Raw genomic sequence first — 16,672 nt, 5'->3', positions numbered from 1 at the left:
ATAGGCCTGATACATAGATGCAACCGGGTTCCTATGTTCAAAAGCAATTAGACAGTGTGGGCGAGTCCATACATAGGAGCGGCCTTGTGTCGCGAAAGGGCTGCAAAGCAGCCCCTGCAATTTATGCTGCGAAGCTGAAATCCTGGGGCTGCTTTGCAGCCCTTTCGCGACACAAGGCCGCTCCTACAAAAAGCGCGCCCGGCGGCCAGCCGCGTCTTAGCGGAAGCTGTAGGATACCCCGGCATACACGGCAAAGCCTTCGCCCGGCGTAGACCGGGCATTGTCGTTGCCTGCATCGTTGTAGGCCGGTGTCACCGTCGCCGCATAGCGCTTGTTGGTCAGGTTGCGCAGGTCCAGCCAGGTCTGCCAGTCCTGTTTCGGTGAATCCCAACCAAAACGCGCACCCAGCAAGGCATATTCGTCGGCATGGTAGCTGTTGGCATAGTCCACCTGTACCTTCGACGCCATTTGCGTGTTAACCCCGGCGTAGAAGCCGCTCGGCCAGTCGTAACGCAGTTCGGCCTGGTAATAGTGCATGGGGATGCCGGGCAGGCGGTTGTCGCCAAATTTATCGTCATCACGGTAGTGGAAGTCGCTGAAGGTGTAGGCCTGGCGCAAGCTGAGCTTGCCGGTACCGGCGCGCTCCCACAGGGTGCTGTCGAGGCCCGCTTCGACGCCTTGGTGTACGGTGGCGCTGGCGTTGAATTCCGAGGTGAAGTTCGGCACCACTTCCACGGCCAGCAGTTCGTGGCGCACCTGCGAGTAATACCAGGCCAGGTCCCAACGGCCTAGCGCCGAGTCGCCACGCGCGCCCAGCTCCAGGGTTGTGGCGGTCTGGTTCTGCATCTCGATCGGCTGAATCTGTTTGCCGCCGGTGCTGGGCGCGCTCCAGGTCAGCGACCATGGGTGTGGCGGCTCGACCGAGCGGCTGAGGTTGCCGTACACCTGCAGGTCCGGGCGGATGTCGTAGCGCAGCCCCAGGCGAGGCGCGTAGTCCCAGTCATGCATGCTCACCTTGCCGCCTTCGGCAGGGTAGGTCACGTCACTCTCGCGGCGGGTGTAGATCATCGCCAGGCCCGTGGTCAGCCACAGGTTGGGGACCAGTTCCAGGTCGTTGCCGACATGCAGCACGGTGTCCGACCCCTGGTAGGTGAAGTCACGGGTGCGAGCACCAAACACGTCGCCATTGCGCGCGAACTGCGAAGCACCGCTGTTGGGCAGGTGCTTGGTGGTGCGCCAACCGACAGTCGTCTTGCTCTCGTGGCCGAACAAGGTGTCGCGGCGGAAATAGTTGAGCGTACCGCTGACATCGGTGTAGGCCACCTTCAGGCGCATCGGGCCTTCGCGCAGGTCCATCGGGTAGTCGTGGTAGACCAGGCCGGCTTCCAGGCGCGCATCATCATCGAGGAAGAAGGTGGTCTTGTTGCCTACCCAGGTGCTGCCCGGCTGTGGGCGGCTGTCGTCCCGGGCCAGGTAGGCCGGGTTGGCCGCGCGCGGGTGGTGCTTGATCTGGTCTTTGGTCAGGCGCCCGGCCAGTTCGTTTTCAGTTTCCCGGTAGCGCAGGTAAAAGCGGGTTTGCAGGTTGGGGTTGAAGCGGTAGCCAACGTTGGCGGCAATGCCTTTGGCACTGCCGCTGCTATGCGCCTGGTAGCCATCGTATTCCGAATCGGTCAGGGCCACGTAGTAGTCGAGGTTGCCCAGTACCTGCCCAGAACTGATATGTCGATGCTGGTAACCGCGGCTGCCCACCTCGTAGCGCACCTGCAACGGCGCAGCGTCGTAGCCTGTGTGAGTGACGTAGTTGATGGCGCCGCCCAGGGCCAGTGCACCCTGGTCGAAGCCATTGGCACCGCGCAGCACTTCGGCGCGGCTCAGCCACAGCGGCTCGAACAGCTCATAAGGCGTGCCGCCCGGGCCGGTCAGCGGCAGGCCGTCGAACATGGTGTACACCCCGGAGCCATGGGCGCCTGGCGCGCGGTTGATGCCTGAACCGCGGATCGACAACTTGATGCCGTCGTTCCCTGCCGACTGGGCAAACACACCTGGCTGGTAGGCCAGCACGTCCTGGTTGCTGGCCACACGGCCTTGCCCAACGTGCTGCATGTTCACCAGGTTGCTGGCACCGGGTATTTCACGCAGGCGTTCGCCGGCTGCCGTCAAGTCGTTCTGCTCCTCATCGGTAATCAACACCTGGCCCAGTTCGACCGAGGATGCCCCCACGGCAGGCTGGGCAGCAGCCAAGGCAGCCAGCAGGCCGAGGCAGGATGAGAGGGGTAAATCGGAACGCATTGTACGACTCCAGGCGAAAGGCGAATGGACAACGGCGTTGAGACGAGCGAAATGCTGCCCGGAGCACGAAGAAATTCAGCAAATCTTGCGTAACCTTCGTCAGACGGTTTTGTACGAAAGTTCTTTACAAGCCGCAGCGGTGGAGGGAGGCGGCATGCGCTTCGTAAGGTGACTGCAGATCGGCAGCGATGCCCCGCTCAATCACCCGTGGAGTAAAAGCATGACTGACAACGCACGACACCCGCAGCAACCTTTGGCGGACGCCCCGATTCGCCTGACGCCTCGTGAACAGCAAGTGCTGTTGTGGTGCGCCTACGGCAAGAGCTCGTGGGAGATAGGCCGGATCCTTGACTGCAAGGAGTCGACGGTGAACTTCCATATGTCCAACATCCTGCGCAAGTTCGATGTGTCTACCCGAGTGGCAGCGGTGATAAAGGCCATCCGCTACGGCATGCTGGCCGAGCAGTGAGGAGTGAGGCATGAGCAACAACGCTTTACTGCCACGTTATGCCGATAGCCATGACCCCTTCTGGCCACGGATAGACCTAGGCAGATTGCGCGAACGGTTGTGTTTACAGCGACCGGTCAGTGAAGCCGCGCTTGAGGTGGCTGCGCGTTGCGCTGCGATTGATGCTGCACGCGAGTTCGCGCATTGGCGCGCGGTGCTGCGAGAGCGGGGCTACAAGCGCCTTGAAGATGTGGCCGGGCATGACCAGGGGCGCGCACTGCGGGTGTGCTACATCCGCTTCGTCGAGGCCGCGGTCATGTACAGCCTGGGGTCCAGGGCATACTTGGCGACTTCCCGTCGGAGTGCTGGCCATGCCTGAGCAATCCGTCATCGACCGTATGGCCCCGGCGCTGATCGAGCTGTTGGGCGTGGATGGCAGTGTGTTGTTCGCGGCCTTGCTGGGGGCTTTGTTGGTAGGGGCTGCGCGTGACCGGTTGATCACCAATGCGACCCGGCGCCTTACGCTTGGCAAGAAGTTACTGCTGGTGTTCGTGACTGTGGGGGTAGGGCACCTGTTCGAGCCGCTGGTTTCTTCGCTGGCACCCTTGCTGACCCGGGGCATGGCGGCATTCGTGGCCGCCGTGGTGGTGATCCCCATCAGCCTCAAGGTCATGGTATGGCTGGATACGCTCGACCCGCGCGAACTCATCCAGCGCTGGCGCCGCCGGGGTTAGCCGTTGGCGGTGTTGGGCAGGTGATTGTTCAGCTCGCTCAATTGCTTTTCCAGCTGCTGGATACGCTGTTTGTCCTTGATCAACAGCAGGATGGCCTGGCGATCGCTTGGTGATAACGAGCGTAGCCGTTCGAGCATGTCGCACTCCCAGCCTGTTTCACCTTGGCCAGGCGGGCATTGTTGGGCGTCACCCAGCAGTAGCCAGTCCAGTGAGCAGGCATGCTGCCTGGCTATTTCTACGCAAAGTGAGTAAGGAATGCTGTCGCGAACCTTCCAGCTGCTCAGCGTTTGCGGGCTGATGGACAGGGCGCGGGACAGGTCGGCATCTGACTGGACGCCGGTTAGAAGCTTCAGGCGCGTCAGCACCGCAGCAAGTACGTGAGTACTCATAACAAATATCCATGACTGGTTTAATGATAATCCATGGGCTTAAACTACTCGTTATGAATACAGCCCTGCGTTTTAAGGAGCACTTCTGCAATGAGAACCACCCAATTGAAGAATACACCCACAGTTGCAGCCAATACCTACACACAGGCAAGCCTGGGCAATGCTAGCAGGTACTTGCCGTGAGTACTTACAAGTTGGTTTGCCCCCATTGCCATAGCCGCATGCGTATACGTACCAGCGAAGGGCGCCATATTTTCCTGCGGATCGCTTATTTGCAATGCACCACCGAGGCATGTGGCTGGTCAGTGCGTGCCGAGTTCGAAATGACCCACGAACTCTCCCCCAGCGGTATGCCCAACCCGGAAGTTTACCTGCCTTCAGCCAATGGTGATTTGCGCAAGGCGGCTATGCCAGATGCAAGCCAAGGTAGCCTTGTTGAGTGAGGCGCTATCAGCTGCAGGCCATAAAACGTGCAGATAAAAAAACACCCCGCTAGGCGGGGTGTTTTGTTTTACCGAAGCGTTGTCGCCTTCAGCCGATCAGCCGATCAGTTGCAGGCCTGCTTGCTGAACCAGTTCGAGCAGCGGCTGCGGGTACACGCCAAGCACGAAGGCCAGAATGGCGATGGCCAGCAGCATGACGCCGCCGGTGCGCTGTTCCCACTTCAGCGGGGCATCGTGGCGGCGCAGGTTTGGCTCGACCAGGTACAGGGTGACCATGACGCGCAGGTAGTAGTACACACCGATGGCGCTACCGATCACCAGGGCACCGACCAGCCACCACAGGTGCGACTCGACGCCGGTGGCGATGATGTAGAACTTGCCGATGAAGCCAGCGGTCAGCGGGATACCCGCCAGCGACAGCATCATCACGGTCAGTACTGCGGTCAGGTACGGGCGACGCCAGAACAGGCCGCGGTACTCGTACAGGGCATCGGCGTCACGGCCGCCGTAAGGCGAGGACATCAGGGTGATGACACCGAAGGCACCCAGGCTGGTGATCACGTAGGTGACCAGGTAAACGCCCATGGCTTCCAGGGCCAGGCCCTTGCTGGCGACCAGGGCAATGAGCAGGTAACCGAAGTGGGCGATGGACGAGTAACCCAGCAGGCGCTTGAGGTTGCTCTGGGTCAACGCCAGCAGGTTACCGACCAGGATCGAGGCCACGGCGATCACTGCCAGCACGGTGCTCAGCACGCCACTGCTGGCAGCAGGGGAGAGCATGAACAGGCGCACAACCACGGCGAAGACTGCAACCTTGCTGGCGGTGGCCAGGAATGCGGCAACCGGCGCCGGGGCGCCTTCGTACACGTCGGGGGTCCACAGGTGGAACGGTACCAGCGACAGCTTGAAGGCCAGGCCGACCAGCATCATGCCCAGGCCCAGCTGGGCCACCAGGCTTGGCATGCTGGTTGCAGCCAGGGCCTTGCCGATCTGGTCGAAGCTCAGGCTGCCAGCGTCGGCGTACAGCAGGGCCATGCCGAACAGCAGGAAGGCGGAGCCTGCGGCCGACAGCACCATGTACTTGATGCCGGCTTCCAGTGACCGCTTGTTGAAGAAGGCATACGCCACCAGGCCGTAGACCGGTACCGACAGCAGCTCCAGGCCGATGAACAGGCCGGCCAGGTGGTTGGCGCTGACTAGCACCAGGCCACCGAGGGCCGACATCAGCAGCAGCAGGTACAGTTCTTCACGGTTGCCCGGGAAGCCCTTGGAGCCTTCGCCAAGGTAGGCGTGGGCCAAGGTGACACACGCCAGCGTGGCCACCAGGATGATCGCCATGTACAGGCAGGCGAACTTGTCGATGGTGATCAGCGGGGTGACCGCCAGCGGCGCAACCTTCAGCGCCGGCAAGATCGACAGCAGGGCCAGGTTCAGGCCCACGGTGGACAGCAGGAAGGTCTGCGAGTGGTTGCGCTTCCAGGCGATCGCCAGCATCACCACCACCGTGGTGATGGTGGTGATCAGCATCGGCGCCAATGCGATGAAGTGTTGAGTGGTGAATTCCATAGCGCTCTTACCGGGCCGAAGCGAGTTGAGTGAAAGCGGAACCGAGCCACTGCTGCACACCACTCATGGTGGCGGCAGAGGTGTCGAGGAACGGCTGCGGATACACGCCCAGCAGGATCAGCAGTACCGCCAGGCCCAGCACCATGACCAGTTCGCGACCGTCCATGCCGGCCAGCACGGTGTCGGACTTGGCCGGGCCGAAGTAGGCGCGGTGGATCATGATCAACGAGTACACCGAACCGAAGACCAGGCCGGTGGTGGCGATCACGGTAATCCATGGTACATGCACGAAGCTGCCGAGCAGGATCAGGAACTCGCCGACGAAGTTGCCGGTGCCTGGCAGGCCCAGCGACGCTGCCGCGAAGAACAGGCTGATGGCCGGCAGGTAGGCGATGCGGTGCCACAGGCCACCCATCTGACGCATGTCGCGGGTGTGCAGGCGCTCGTACAGCTGGCCGGACAGGATGAACAGTGCGGCAGCCGACAGGCCGTGGGCCAGCATCTGGATCACCGCGCCTTGCAGGGCCTGCTGGCTACCGGAGTAGATACCGATCAGCACGAAGCCCATGTGCGAGACGCTGGAGAAGGCGATCAGGCGCTTGATGTCGGTTTGTGCGAAGGCCAGGAAGGCACCGTAGAAGATACCGATCAGGCCCAGGGTCATGGCGATTGGCGCGAACTCGGCCGACGCGTTCGGGAACAGCGGCAGGGCGAAGCGCAGCAGGCCGTAGGCCGCAGTCTTCAGCAGGATACCGGCCAGGTCGACGGAGCCTGCGGTCGGTGCCTGGGCGTGGGCATCAGGCAGCCAGGAGTGGAACGGTACCACTGGCAGCTTCACCGCGAAGGCGATGAAGAAGCCCAGCATCAGCACGTATTCGACACCGGCTGGCAGCTCGGCCTTGAGCAGGTCGCTGTAGTTGAAGGTGAGTACGCCGGTGGAGTTGTAGTTGACCAGCACCAGGCCCAGGATCGCCACCAGCATGATCAGGCCGCTGGCCTGGGTGAAGATGAAGAACTTGGTCGCCGCGTAGATCCGGGTCTTCTTGCCGTCTGCCGAGCTGTGACCCCAGAGCGCGATGAGGAAGTACATCGGCACCAGCATCATTTCCCAGAAGAAGAAGAACAGGAACAGGTCCAGGGCCAGGAACACGCCGACCACGCCGCCCAGGATCCACATCAGGTTGAGGTGGAAGAAGCCGACGTGGCGCTGGATCTCTTTCCAGGAACACAGTACCGACAGCACACCGAGCAGGCCGGTAAGCAGGATCATCAGCAGCGACAGGCCGTCGAGGGCCAGGTGGATGCTGATGCCGAAGCGCTGGATCCACTGGATTTTGTATTCCACGGCCCAGGCAGGCTCGGCACCCGGAGCGGGGGCCAGGGTGTAGTCGCCGGTGCCCCACAGCCACAGGCCGATGCCAAGCAGCAGGGACATGGTCAGCAGCGCGATCCAGCGCGGCAGGGTGGCGCCGAAGCGCTCACCCAGCCAGCACAGGAAGCCGCCGATGAAGGGGATCAGGATCAGCCAAGGCAAAATCATGACGGGTTGGTTTCCTTTGGCAAAGTCGCAAGATTCATAGTCATACCGCAGCCACTACCACGGCACCGAGCACCAGCACGGCACCCACGGCGATAGAGGCGGTGTACCAGCGCAGTTGGCCTGTCTCGGTCTTGCTCATGGCGACGTGGCCGCCACGTGCCATCCGCGGAATCAGGCCGATGGTGCGGTCAACCGGGTCCTTGCGCAGGATGTGGCTGATCAGCAGGTACGGTTTGACGAAAAGCTTGTCGTAGATCCAGTCGAAGCCCCAGGCGGCGAACCACCAGGCCGACAGGACACGGCCGATGCTGCTGTTGGCGACGGCGCTGACGAAGCTGCGCTTGCCCAGGAACAGCAGGGCCGACAACAGGATACCGGCGATGGCAATGGCACCCGAGGTGATTTCCAGCGCGTGCTTGGCTTCGCCACCAGCGTGGCCGGCGCTTTCAGGCAGCACGCCTGCCAGCGGCGGGTGAATCCAGGCACCCACGAAGGTCGACAGCACGATCAGCACGCCCAGCGGCAGCCAGTGGCTGATGCCGTGGCCGGCGTGGGCTTCGGTCTTGGCTTCGCCATGGAAGGCGATGAAGATCAGGCGGAAGGTGTACAGCGAGGTCATGAATGCACCCACCAGGCCGGCGTACAGCAGGCCGGTGTTGCCGCTGGCGAAGGCTTCCCAGAGGATCTCGTCCTTGGAGTAGAAGCCCACGGTCACGATCGGCAGTGCAGCCAGGGCAGCGCCACCGACCACGAAGCTGGCGTAGGCCAGTGGCAGCTTCTTCCACAGGCCACCCATCTTGAAGATGTTCTGCTCGTGGTGGCAGGCAACGATCACCGCACCGGAAGCAAGGAACAGCAGGGCCTTGAAGAAGGCGTGGGTCATCAGGTGGAAGATCGCCGCGTCCCAGGCGCCTACGCCAAGGGCCAGGAACATGTAGCCGATCTGGCTCATGGTCGAGTAGGCGAGGATACGCTTGATGTCGGTTTGCACCAGCGCGGCGAAGCCGGCCAGTACCAGGGTCACGCCACCGACTACGCCTACCAGGTGCAGGATGTCCGGCGCCAGCAGGAACAAGCCGTTGGTACGGGCGATCAGGTACACGCCCGCGGTCACCATGGTTGCGGCGTGGATCAGTGCCGAAACCGGGGTCGGGCCCGCCATCGCGTCGGCCAGCCAGGTCTGCAGTGGCAGCTGGGCCGATTTACCGACCGCACCGCCCAGCAGCATCAGGGTTGCCAGCACCATCCAGGTGTCGCCCGCCTGGAACTTCTGCGGTGCCAGCACCAGCAGTTCCTGTACGTTCAGGGTACCCAGCTGGGCGAACAGGATGAACAGGCCGATGGCCATGAACACGTCGCCGATACGGGTGACGATGAACGCCTTGAGTGCCGCGTTACCGTTGTTGCGGTTGCTGTAGTAGAAACCGATCAACAGGTACGAGCACAGGCCCACGCCTTCCCAGCCGAAGTAGATGAACAGCAGGTTATCGCCCAGGATCAGGAACAGCATGCTGGCGATGAACAGGTTGGTGTACGAGAAGAAGCGCGAGTAGCCGGCTTCGCCACGCATGTACCAGGAAGCGAACAGGTGGATCAGGAAGCCCACGCCAGTGACCACGCCCAGCATGGTGACCGACAGGCCGTCCAGGTACAGGGTGAAGTTCGGCGCAAAGCCGTCTACCGACATCCACTGCCACAGCAGCTGGCTGTACGCGCCGCCTTCAGGCGGAGCAACGTTGAATTGCCAGATGACATAGGCGGCCGTGGCGGCCGAAAGGCCTACCGAACCGACGCCGATCAACGCGGACAGGTTCTCCGAGAACCGCCCGCGCGAGAACGACAGCAGCAGGAAGCCGACGAGGGGGAAGACGAAAGTCAGGAAGAGAAGGTTCATCCGCGCATCTCACTGGCAGCATCGATGTCGAGAGTGTGGAAGCGGCGATACAGCTGCAGCAGGATGGCCAGGCCAATACTGGCCTCGGCGGCTGCCAGGCTGATCACCAGAATGAACATCACCTGGCCGTCGGGCTGCACCCAGCGGGCACCGGCGACGACGAACGCCAGGGCAGAGGCGTTCATCATGACTTCCAGGCTCATGAGCACGAAGAGGATGTTGCGGCGGACCATCAGGCCAACCAGACCTAAGCAGAACAGGATGCCGGCGACTGCCAGACCATGCTCGAGAGGGATAGCACCCATGATTTACTCCTTCGCCTCGTTGCGGCCCAGGTGGAAGGCGGTGACCGCTGCAGCCAGCAGCAGCATCGATGCCAGTTCGACCACCAGCAGGTACGGGCCGAACAGGCTGATACCTACCTCTTTCGGGCCCACGGTGGTACCGCTGATGCCAGCGCCGCTCGGGGTGACGAACAGCACGTACAGCAGCTCTGCCAGCAGCAGGGTGCCGAGGATTACCGGCCCGGCCCAGATGCCGGGCTTGAGCCAGCCGCGTTCCTGGGCGACCGAGGCCGGCCCCAGGTTGAGCATCATCACCACGAACACGAACAGCACCATGATGGCGCCGGCGTAGGCGATCACTTCCAGGGCGCCGGCGAACGGCGCACCCAGGGAGAAGAAGATCATGGCCACGGAAATCAGTGAAATGATCAGGTAAAGCAAGGCGTGCACGGGGTTGGTACCGGTCACCACCCGAAGGGTGGAGACCACGGCGATCCCGGATGCGAAGTAGAAAGCGAATTCCATCTTTCTGTCCTTATGGGAGCAAGCTCTTCACGTTGATCGGTTCGGCTTCGTTCTGCGCAGAGCCTTTCGGCTTGCCAGCGATGGCCATACCCGCAACACGGTAGAAGTTGTAGTCAGGGTTCTTGCCGGGGCCGGAGATCAGCAGATCTTCTTTCTCGTACACCAGGTCCTGACGCTTGAACTCGGCCATTTCGAAATCCGGAGTCAGCTGGATCGCGGTGGTCGGGCACGCTTCTTCACACAGGCCGCAGAAAATGCAACGCGAGAAGTTGATGCGGAAGAATTCCGGGTACCAGCGGCCGTCCTCGGTTTCGGCTTTCTGCAGCGAGATGCAGCCGACCGGGCAGGCCACCGCGCAGAGGTTGCACGCTACACAGCGCTCCTCGCCATCGGGGTCGCGAGTGAGGACGATGCGGCCGCGGTAGCGCGGCGGCAGGTACACGGGTTCTTCGGGGTACTGCAGGGTGTCGCGCTTGCGGAACCCGTGGGAGAACACCATTGCCAGGCTGCGCAGCTGGGTGCCGGTGCCCTTAACGATGTCGCCGATATACTTGAACATGGGTCAAATCCTCACTGGGCCGCGACGGCTGGCGTGTTGTAGAGCACGATCGCAGCGGTCACCAGCAAATTGATCAGGGTCAGCGGCAGGCAGAACTTCCAGCTGAAGTCCATCACCTGGTCATAGCGTGGGCGCGGGATCGAGGCGCGCAGCAGGATGAACAGCATGATGAAGAACGCGGTCTTCAATGCGAACCACAGGAACGGCAGTTGCGGCAGGATGCCGAACGGGCCGTGCCAGCCGCCGAAGAACAGGGTTACCAGCAGCGCCGAGATGAGGATGATGCCGATGTACTCACCGACGAAGAACATGCCCCACTTCATGCCGGCATACTCGATGTGGTAGCCGTCGGCCAGTTCCTGTTCCGCTTCCGGCTGGTCGAACGGGTGACGGTGAGTCACGGCGACGCCAGCGATGAAGAAGGTGCAGAAGCCGAAGAACTGCGGAATGATGAACCACAGGTTCTGTGCCTGGTACTCGACGATGTCGCGCATGTTGAACGAGCCTACCTGTACCACCACGCCCATCAGCGCCAGGCCCAGGAACACTTCGTACGACACGGTCTGCGCCGAGGCCCGCAAGCTGCCCAGCAGGGCGTACTTGTTGTTCGACGACCAGCCGGCGAACAGCACCGCGTAGACCGACAGGCCGGCCATGGCGAAGAAGAACAGCAGGCCGATGTTCAGGTCGGCAACGCCCCAGCCCGGAGTGATCGGGATGATCGAGAAGCCGATCAGCAGGGCGCTCATGGCCACGACCGGCGCCAGGGTGAAGATCATCTTGTCGACGAAGGGCGGGTTCCAGTCTTCCTTGAAGAACATCTTCAGCATGTCGGCGGCGATCTGGAACATGCCGAACGGGCCGACACGGTTCGGACCGTAGCGGTCCTGCCACCAGCCCAGCAGGCGGCGCTCGACAAAGCTGAGCAGGGCGCCGCAGACCACCACGGCCAGCAGCACCACGATAGCCTTGACGACCTGGATGATCACATCGATCACTTCGGGGGTGAACCAGCTCATTGTGCTGCCTCCTGCAGACCTTCGACGGATGCACCGAAGATGGCAGGCGGGATACCGGCCAGGCCTTTCGGCAATGCGACCAGGCCAGCGCCCAGCTCTTCATTGATACGCAGCGGCAGGCGCAGGGCCACACCGGCAACGTTCAGGCTCAGCAGGGCACCGTCGTTGACACCCAGGCGGTCGGCTTCGGACTTGGCCAGGGCCACGTAGGCAGCCGGGATGCGCTGTTGCACCGGGGCGGCGCGCGAGGAGCTTTCTTCGCTGCCGAACAGGTGGAAGAACGGCACGGCAGTCCAGGTGCCACGGGCCGGGTTGAAGGCACCCGGAATGGCGTTGAACCAGTTCAGGCGGTCGCCTTGCGATTCGATCAGGCGCACGCCCGGGTCACCGGCACGCAGGTGGCCACCGACCTCGTCCTGGAACTTGTTCCAGGCTTGCGGCGAGTTCCAGCCCGGCGACCAGGCGAACGGCACCTGCTGGCGCGGTTCGGCGGAGCCCGAGTAGCCTTCCATGGAGAAGGCGAACGCGGTGTCCTTGTCTTGCGGGGTGCGGGGTTCGTGCACGCTGATATTGGCGCGCATGGCGGTGCGGCCGGAGTAACGCAGCGGCTCACGGGCCAGTTTCATGCCCTTGATGCGGAATGCGGCGCTTGGTGCGGCGTTGACGATGCCGGCCAGTTGCGGGGCGGCTTCGGCGCAGGCGCTGGTGACGTGGTCCAGCTGGGTCCAGTCGACCGGCTTGTTCAGCAGGGTGGCACGCAGGGCGTGCATCCAGCGCCAGCCTTCGTGGACCTGGATGCTGCTGTCCAGGTACTGCGGGTCGAACACCTGGAAGAAGCGCTGGGCACGGCCTTCCTGGCTGACCAGGGTACCGTCGCCTTCGGCGAACGAGGCAGCCGGCAGCACCAGGTGGGCACGGTCGACCGTCGGCGTTTTCGAGTGGTCGGCAACGATCACCACCTTGGCCGCAGCCAGGGCTGCGTCGACCTTGGCGGCCGGTACGCGGGCGTACAGGTCGTTTTCCAGCACGACGATGGCGTCGGCCTTGCCGCTGATGACTGCGTCCAGCGCGGCATCGACGGATTCGCCACCGAGCATGGCCAGGCCGATGCTGTTGGCTTCAGGTACCACCAGGCTCAGCGAGCCGTTCTTCTCGCGCAGCTTCAGGGCCTTGGCGATGTTGGCGGCGGCTTCGATCAGTGCCGGGTCGGCCAGCGAAGTACCGGCAACCACCAGTGGGCGCTTGGCAGCGACCAGGGCGTCGGCGATGCGCTGGGCCAGGGCCTTGGCTTCGTCGTCCAGGCCGGCAACGGCCGGGGCGCTCGGGTCGATGGCGTGGGCCACGGCGAAACCGATGCGGGCCAGGTCGGCCGGGGCGGCGTGCACGCATTCTTCGGCAACGTCGTCCAGCTTGGTTTCAGCCAGCGAAGCGATGAACAGCGGGTACAGCGCGTGCTGGCCGATGTTCTTCACCGCGGCGTCGAGCCACGGCTGCACTCGCATGGCTTCGGCCATGGCCTCGGCCTTGCCCTTGGTAGCCTGGCGCACGGCCAGGGCGACCCGGGCAGCGGTCTGGGTCAGGTCTTCGCCGAGCACGAACACGGCGTCGTGGTCTTCGATGTCGCGCAGGGTCGGCACTGGCAGCGGGCTGTTGTTCAGCACGTTCAGGGCCAGGCGCACGCGGGCCAGTTCGCCAGCTTCCATGCCCGAGTAGAAGTACTCGGCACCGACCAGCTCACGAAGGCCGTAGTTGCTTTCGAGGCTGGCGCGTGGCGAGCCGATACCGACGATGGTACGGCCGCGCAGCAGGTCGGCGGCCTTGTCCAGGGCGGCGTCCAGGCCCAGCTTGGTGCCGTCGGCCAGGTGTGGTTGGCGTGGGCGGTCCTTGCGGTTGACGTAGCCGTAGCCGAAACGGCCGCGGTCGCACAGGAAGTACTGGTTGACCGAACCGTTGAAGCGGTTTTCGATGCGGCGCAGTTCGCCGTAGCGCTCACCCGGGCTGATGTTGCAGCCGCTGGAGCAGCCATGGCAGATGCTCGGGGCAAACTGCATGTCCCACTTGCGGTTGTAGCGCTCGGAGTGGGTCTTGTCGGTGAACACGCCGGTCGGGCAGACCTCGGTCAGGTTGCCGGAGAACTCGCTTTCCAGCACGCCGTCTTCGACACGGCCGAAGTACACGTTGTCGTGGGCGCCGTACACGCCCAGGTCGGTACCACCGGCGTAGTCCTTGTAGTAACGCACGCAGCGGTAGCAGGCGATGCAGCGGTTCATCTCATGGGCGATGAACGGGCCGAGGTCCTGGTTCTGGTGGGTACGCTTGGTGAAACGGTAGCGGCGCTCGTTGTGGCCGGTCATTACCGTCATGTCCTGCAGGTGGCAGTGACCGCCTTCCTCGCACACCGGGCAGTCGTGCGGGTGGTTGGTCATCAGCCATTCGACGACGCTGGCGCGGAACGCCTTGGACTCTTCGTCTTCGATGGAGATCCAGGTGCCGTCGGAGGCAGGGGTCATGCAGGACATGACGATACGACCACGGGTGTCGTTCTCGTCGGTGTACTGCTTGACCGCGCACTGCCGGCAGGCGCCAACGCTACCAAGCGCCGGGTGCCAGCAGAAATAAGGGATGTCGAGGCCGAGTGACAGACACGCCTGTAACAGGTTGTCTGCACCGTTGACTTCGAGCGCTTTGCCGTCTACGTGGATAGTGGCCATTGTTCAAAGTTCTTCGTTGGCCCGCGTGAGCGGGCGTGGCTAATGGAAATCGGTGAGCTTGCGACACGCCTCGATCGCTCGGGCCTGGCGGCAAGCTGGCGAGTGGCACGGACCACCCGCCTAATCATCTTGTTATGCGCCGACCACGATCGGCTTCGCCAGATTCGGACGCAGAGTGCCAGCGCTTTCAGGCGCTACACCGGCTTCGAACTCCGAGCGGAAGTATTTGATGGCACTGCCCAGCGGCTCGACGGCACCCGGTGCGTGAGCACAGAAGGTACGGCCTGGGCCGAGGAAGTTGACCAGCCCCAGCAGCGTCTCGATGTCTTCGGCGCGGCCCTGGCCTTTTTCCAGCGCGCGCAGCATCTTCACGCTCCACGGCAGGCCGTCACGGCATGGGGTGCACCAGCCGCACGACTCGCGGGCGAAGAACTCTTCCATGTTGCGCAGCAGCGACACCATGTTGATGCTGTCGTCGACCGCCATGGCCAGGCCAGTACCCATACGGGTGCCAACCTTGGCGATGCCACCGGCGTACATCTGTGCGTCGAGGTGCTCGGGCAGCAGGAAGCCGGTACCGGCGCCACCTGGCTGCCAGCACTTGAGCTTGAAGCCGTCGCGCATGCCGCCGGCGTAGTCTTCGAACAGCTCGCGGGCGGTGACGCCGAACGGCAGTTCCCACAGGCCTGGGTTTTTCACCTTGCCGGAGAAGCCCATCAGCTTGGTGCCGTGGTCTTCGCTGCCTTCACGGGCCAGCGACTTGTACCAGTCGTTGCCGTTGGCGACGATGGCCGGCACGTTGCACAGGGTTTCAACGTTGTTCACGCACGTCGGCTTGCCCCACACGCCCACGGCGGCAGGGAAGGGCGGCTTGGAACGCGGGTTGGCGCGGCGGCCTTCCAGCGAGTTGATCAGTGCGGTTTCTTCGCCGCAGATGTAGCGGCCGGCACCGGTGTGCACGAACAGCTCGAAATCGAAACCGCTGCCCAGGATGTTCTTGCCCAGCAGGCCTGCGGCCTTGGCTTCATCGATGGCGCGGTTGAGGTTTTTTGCGGCGGTGGTGTATTCGCCACGCAGGAAGATGTAGCCACGGTAGGCCTTCAGGGCGCGGGCGCTGATCAGCATGCCCTCGACCAGCAGATGGGGCTGTTGCTCCATCAGCATGCGGTCCTTCCAGGTGTTCGGCTCCATTTCGTCCGCGTTGCACAGCAGGTAGCGGATGTTCATGGATTCGTCTTTGGGCATCAGGCCCCACTTCACGCCAGTGGGGAAGCCCGCACCACCACGGCCCTTGAGGCCGGAGTCCTTGACGCTTTGCACGATGTCGTCAGCCGACATTTGCGCCAGCGCCTTGCGCGCCGCAGCATAGCCGTTCTTGGACTCGTACTCGGCCAGCCATACCGGCTCGCCGTCGTCACGCAGGCGCCAGGTCAGCGGGTGGGTTTCGGCCGTGCGCGCGATGCGGTTGGCCGGGCCGAAGGAAGTAATGGTCATACGTAACCCTCCAGCAGTTTGGTAACGCCAGCCGGCTGCACGTCGCCAAAGGTGTCGTCGTCGATCATCAGTGCCGGGGCCTTGTCGCAGTTGCCCAGGCAGCAGACGGGCAGCAGGGTGAAACGGCCGTCGGCGGTGGTCTGGCCAAGGCCGATGCCCAGCTCGCTCTGGATCTGGCTGACGACCGATTCATGGCCGCCGATGTAGCAGACCATGCTGTCGCACACGCGGATGATGTGGCGGCCGACCGGCTGACGGAAGATCTGGCTGTAGAAGGTGGCAACACCCTCTACGTCGCTGGCCGGGATGCCCAGCACTTCGCCGATGGCGTGGATGGCGCCATCCGGCACCCAGCCGCGTTCCTTCTGGACGATCTTCAGGGCTTCGATGGACGCCGCGCGCGGGTCCTCGTAGTGATGCATTTCGTGCTCGATGGCCGAGCGCTCGGTTTCGCTGAGGGCGAAACGGTCTGTCTGGATAAGCGTGCTGTTCATACTTAGCGGTCCACGTCAGCCATAACGAAGTCGATACTGCCCAGGTACGCAATGAGGTCGGCGACCATGCTGCCTTTGATCACCGAAGGGATCTGCTGCAGGTGCGGGTAGCTCGGGGTACGGATCCGGGTGCGGTAGCTCATGGTGCCGCCATCGCTCGTCAGGTAGTAACTGTTGATGCCCTTGGTCGCCTCGATCATCTGGAACGACTCGTTGGCCGGCATGACCGGGCCCCACGAGACTAGCAGGAAGTGCGTGATGAGGGTATCGATGTGCTGCAGGG

16 protein-coding genes and 1 pseudogene are annotated in these 16,672 nt (G+C 63.1%); 4 read left to right on the top strand and 13 right to left on the bottom strand.

The window, feature by feature from the left end:
• Window positions 1-216: 216 nt before the first annotated feature.
• Window positions 217-2,289: a TonB-dependent receptor family protein gene (locus tag ACQKPZ_RS26610; protein ID WP_427543977.1), complete on the bottom strand. Its 2,073-nt coding sequence runs from the start codon at window positions 2,287-2,289 to the stop codon at window positions 217-219.
• A 220-nt stretch (window positions 2,290-2,509) separates the two neighbouring features.
• Here ACQKPZ_RS26610 and ACQKPZ_RS26605 point away from each other — a divergent pair, with 220 nt between their 5' ends.
• The 3 genes from ACQKPZ_RS26605 to ACQKPZ_RS26595 are packed head-to-tail and all read left to right on the top strand — an operon-like array spanning window position 2,510 to window position 3,471.
• Window positions 2,510-2,758 carry a helix-turn-helix domain-containing protein gene (locus ACQKPZ_RS26605; protein ID WP_427543974.1) on the top strand — a complete coding sequence of 83 codons (249 nt, stop codon included), beginning with the start codon at window positions 2,510-2,512 and terminating at the stop codon, window positions 2,756-2,758.
• A 10-nt stretch (window positions 2,759-2,768) separates the two neighbouring features.
• On the top strand, window positions 2,769-3,116 hold the full coding sequence (locus ACQKPZ_RS26600) for a head completion/stabilization protein (protein ID WP_427543971.1): 348 nt from the start codon (window positions 2,769-2,771) through the stop codon (window positions 3,114-3,116).
• Complete coding sequence (locus tag ACQKPZ_RS26595) at window positions 3,109-3,471, top strand: hypothetical protein (protein ID WP_391128043.1); 363 nt, start codon at window positions 3,109-3,111, stop codon at window positions 3,469-3,471. The genes ACQKPZ_RS26600 and ACQKPZ_RS26595 overlap by 8 nt, the downstream gene beginning before the upstream one ends.
• On the opposite strand, the gene ACQKPZ_RS26590 is transcribed toward ACQKPZ_RS26595, so the two are convergent.
• Complete coding sequence (locus tag ACQKPZ_RS26590; RefSeq protein ID WP_427543968.1) at window positions 3,468-3,860, bottom strand: helix-turn-helix domain-containing protein; 393 nt, start codon at window positions 3,858-3,860, stop codon at window positions 3,468-3,470. The genes ACQKPZ_RS26595 and ACQKPZ_RS26590 overlap by 4 nt on opposite strands.
• A 179-nt stretch (window positions 3,861-4,039) precedes the next feature.
• Here ACQKPZ_RS26590 and ACQKPZ_RS26585 point away from each other — a divergent pair, with 179 nt between their 5' ends.
• Complete coding sequence (locus tag ACQKPZ_RS26585) at window positions 4,040-4,303, top strand: ogr/Delta-like zinc finger family protein (RefSeq protein WP_427543965.1); 264 nt, start codon at window positions 4,040-4,042, stop codon at window positions 4,301-4,303.
• Between the two features lie 96 nt (window positions 4,304-4,399).
• Here the strand turns inward: ACQKPZ_RS26585 and nuoN are convergent, their stop codons facing one another.
• The 11 genes and pseudogenes from nuoN to ACQKPZ_RS26530 all read right to left on the bottom strand — a co-directional run.
• A complete protein-coding gene (gene nuoN, locus ACQKPZ_RS26580; protein WP_391128052.1) occupies window positions 4,400-5,869 on the bottom strand; it encodes an NADH-quinone oxidoreductase subunit NuoN in 1,470 nt (489 codons plus the stop codon).
• Between the two features lie 7 nt (window positions 5,870-5,876).
• Window positions 5,877-7,409, bottom strand: coding sequence for an NADH-quinone oxidoreductase subunit M (nuoM, locus tag ACQKPZ_RS26575; RefSeq protein WP_427543962.1), 1,533 nt, complete (start codon window positions 7,407-7,409; stop codon window positions 5,877-5,879).
• A 40-nt stretch (window positions 7,410-7,449) separates the two neighbouring features.
• A complete protein-coding gene (gene nuoL, locus ACQKPZ_RS26570; protein ID WP_427543960.1) occupies window positions 7,450-9,303 on the bottom strand; it encodes an NADH-quinone oxidoreductase subunit L in 1,854 nt (617 codons plus the stop codon).
• Window positions 9,300-9,608, bottom strand: coding sequence for an NADH-quinone oxidoreductase subunit NuoK (gene nuoK / locus ACQKPZ_RS26565; protein WP_003251446.1), 309 nt, complete (start codon window positions 9,606-9,608; stop codon window positions 9,300-9,302). Before nuoK ends, nuoL begins: the two co-directional genes overlap by 4 nt.
• Window positions 9,609-9,611: 3 nt before the next feature.
• Entirely contained in the window at window positions 9,612-10,112 is a 501-nt protein-coding gene (gene nuoJ / locus ACQKPZ_RS26560; protein ID WP_012273298.1) for an NADH-quinone oxidoreductase subunit J, read from the bottom strand.
• A 10-nt stretch (window positions 10,113-10,122) separates the two neighbouring features.
• Window positions 10,123-10,671: an NADH-quinone oxidoreductase subunit NuoI gene (nuoI, locus tag ACQKPZ_RS26555; protein WP_003251442.1), complete on the bottom strand. Its 549-nt coding sequence runs from the start codon at window positions 10,669-10,671 to the stop codon at window positions 10,123-10,125.
• An 11-nt stretch (window positions 10,672-10,682) separates the two neighbouring features.
• On the bottom strand, window positions 10,683-11,690 hold the full coding sequence (gene nuoH, locus ACQKPZ_RS26550; protein ID WP_016488222.1) for an NADH-quinone oxidoreductase subunit NuoH: 1,008 nt from the start codon (window positions 11,688-11,690) through the stop codon (window positions 10,683-10,685).
• Entirely contained in the window at window positions 11,687-14,401 is a 2,715-nt protein-coding gene (gene nuoG, locus ACQKPZ_RS26545; RefSeq protein ID WP_427543957.1) for an NADH-quinone oxidoreductase subunit NuoG, read from the bottom strand. Before nuoG ends, nuoH begins: the two co-directional genes overlap by 4 nt.
• A gap of 132 nt (window positions 14,402-14,533) precedes the next feature.
• Window positions 14,534-15,895 carry an NADH-quinone oxidoreductase subunit NuoF gene (gene nuoF / locus ACQKPZ_RS26540; protein ID WP_105946544.1) on the bottom strand — a complete coding sequence of 454 codons (1,362 nt, stop codon included), beginning with the start codon at window positions 15,893-15,895 and terminating at the stop codon, window positions 14,534-14,536.
• On the bottom strand, window positions 15,892-16,389 hold the full coding sequence (nuoE, locus tag ACQKPZ_RS26535; RefSeq protein ID WP_012273294.1) for an NADH-quinone oxidoreductase subunit NuoE: 498 nt from the start codon (window positions 16,387-16,389) through the stop codon (window positions 15,892-15,894). Before nuoE ends, nuoF begins: the two co-directional genes overlap by 4 nt.
• Window positions 16,390-16,391: 2 nt before the next feature.
• Window positions 16,392-16,672: pseudogene (locus ACQKPZ_RS26530) on the bottom strand (NADH-quinone oxidoreductase subunit C/D); the annotation flags it as partial.

It is taken from the genome of Pseudomonas sp. NPDC089547, assembly GCF_050280665.1.
GTDB lineage: Bacteria > Pseudomonadota > Gammaproteobacteria > Pseudomonadales > Pseudomonadaceae > Aquipseudomonas.
This window is presented reverse-complemented; position numbering and strand designations above follow the sequence as displayed.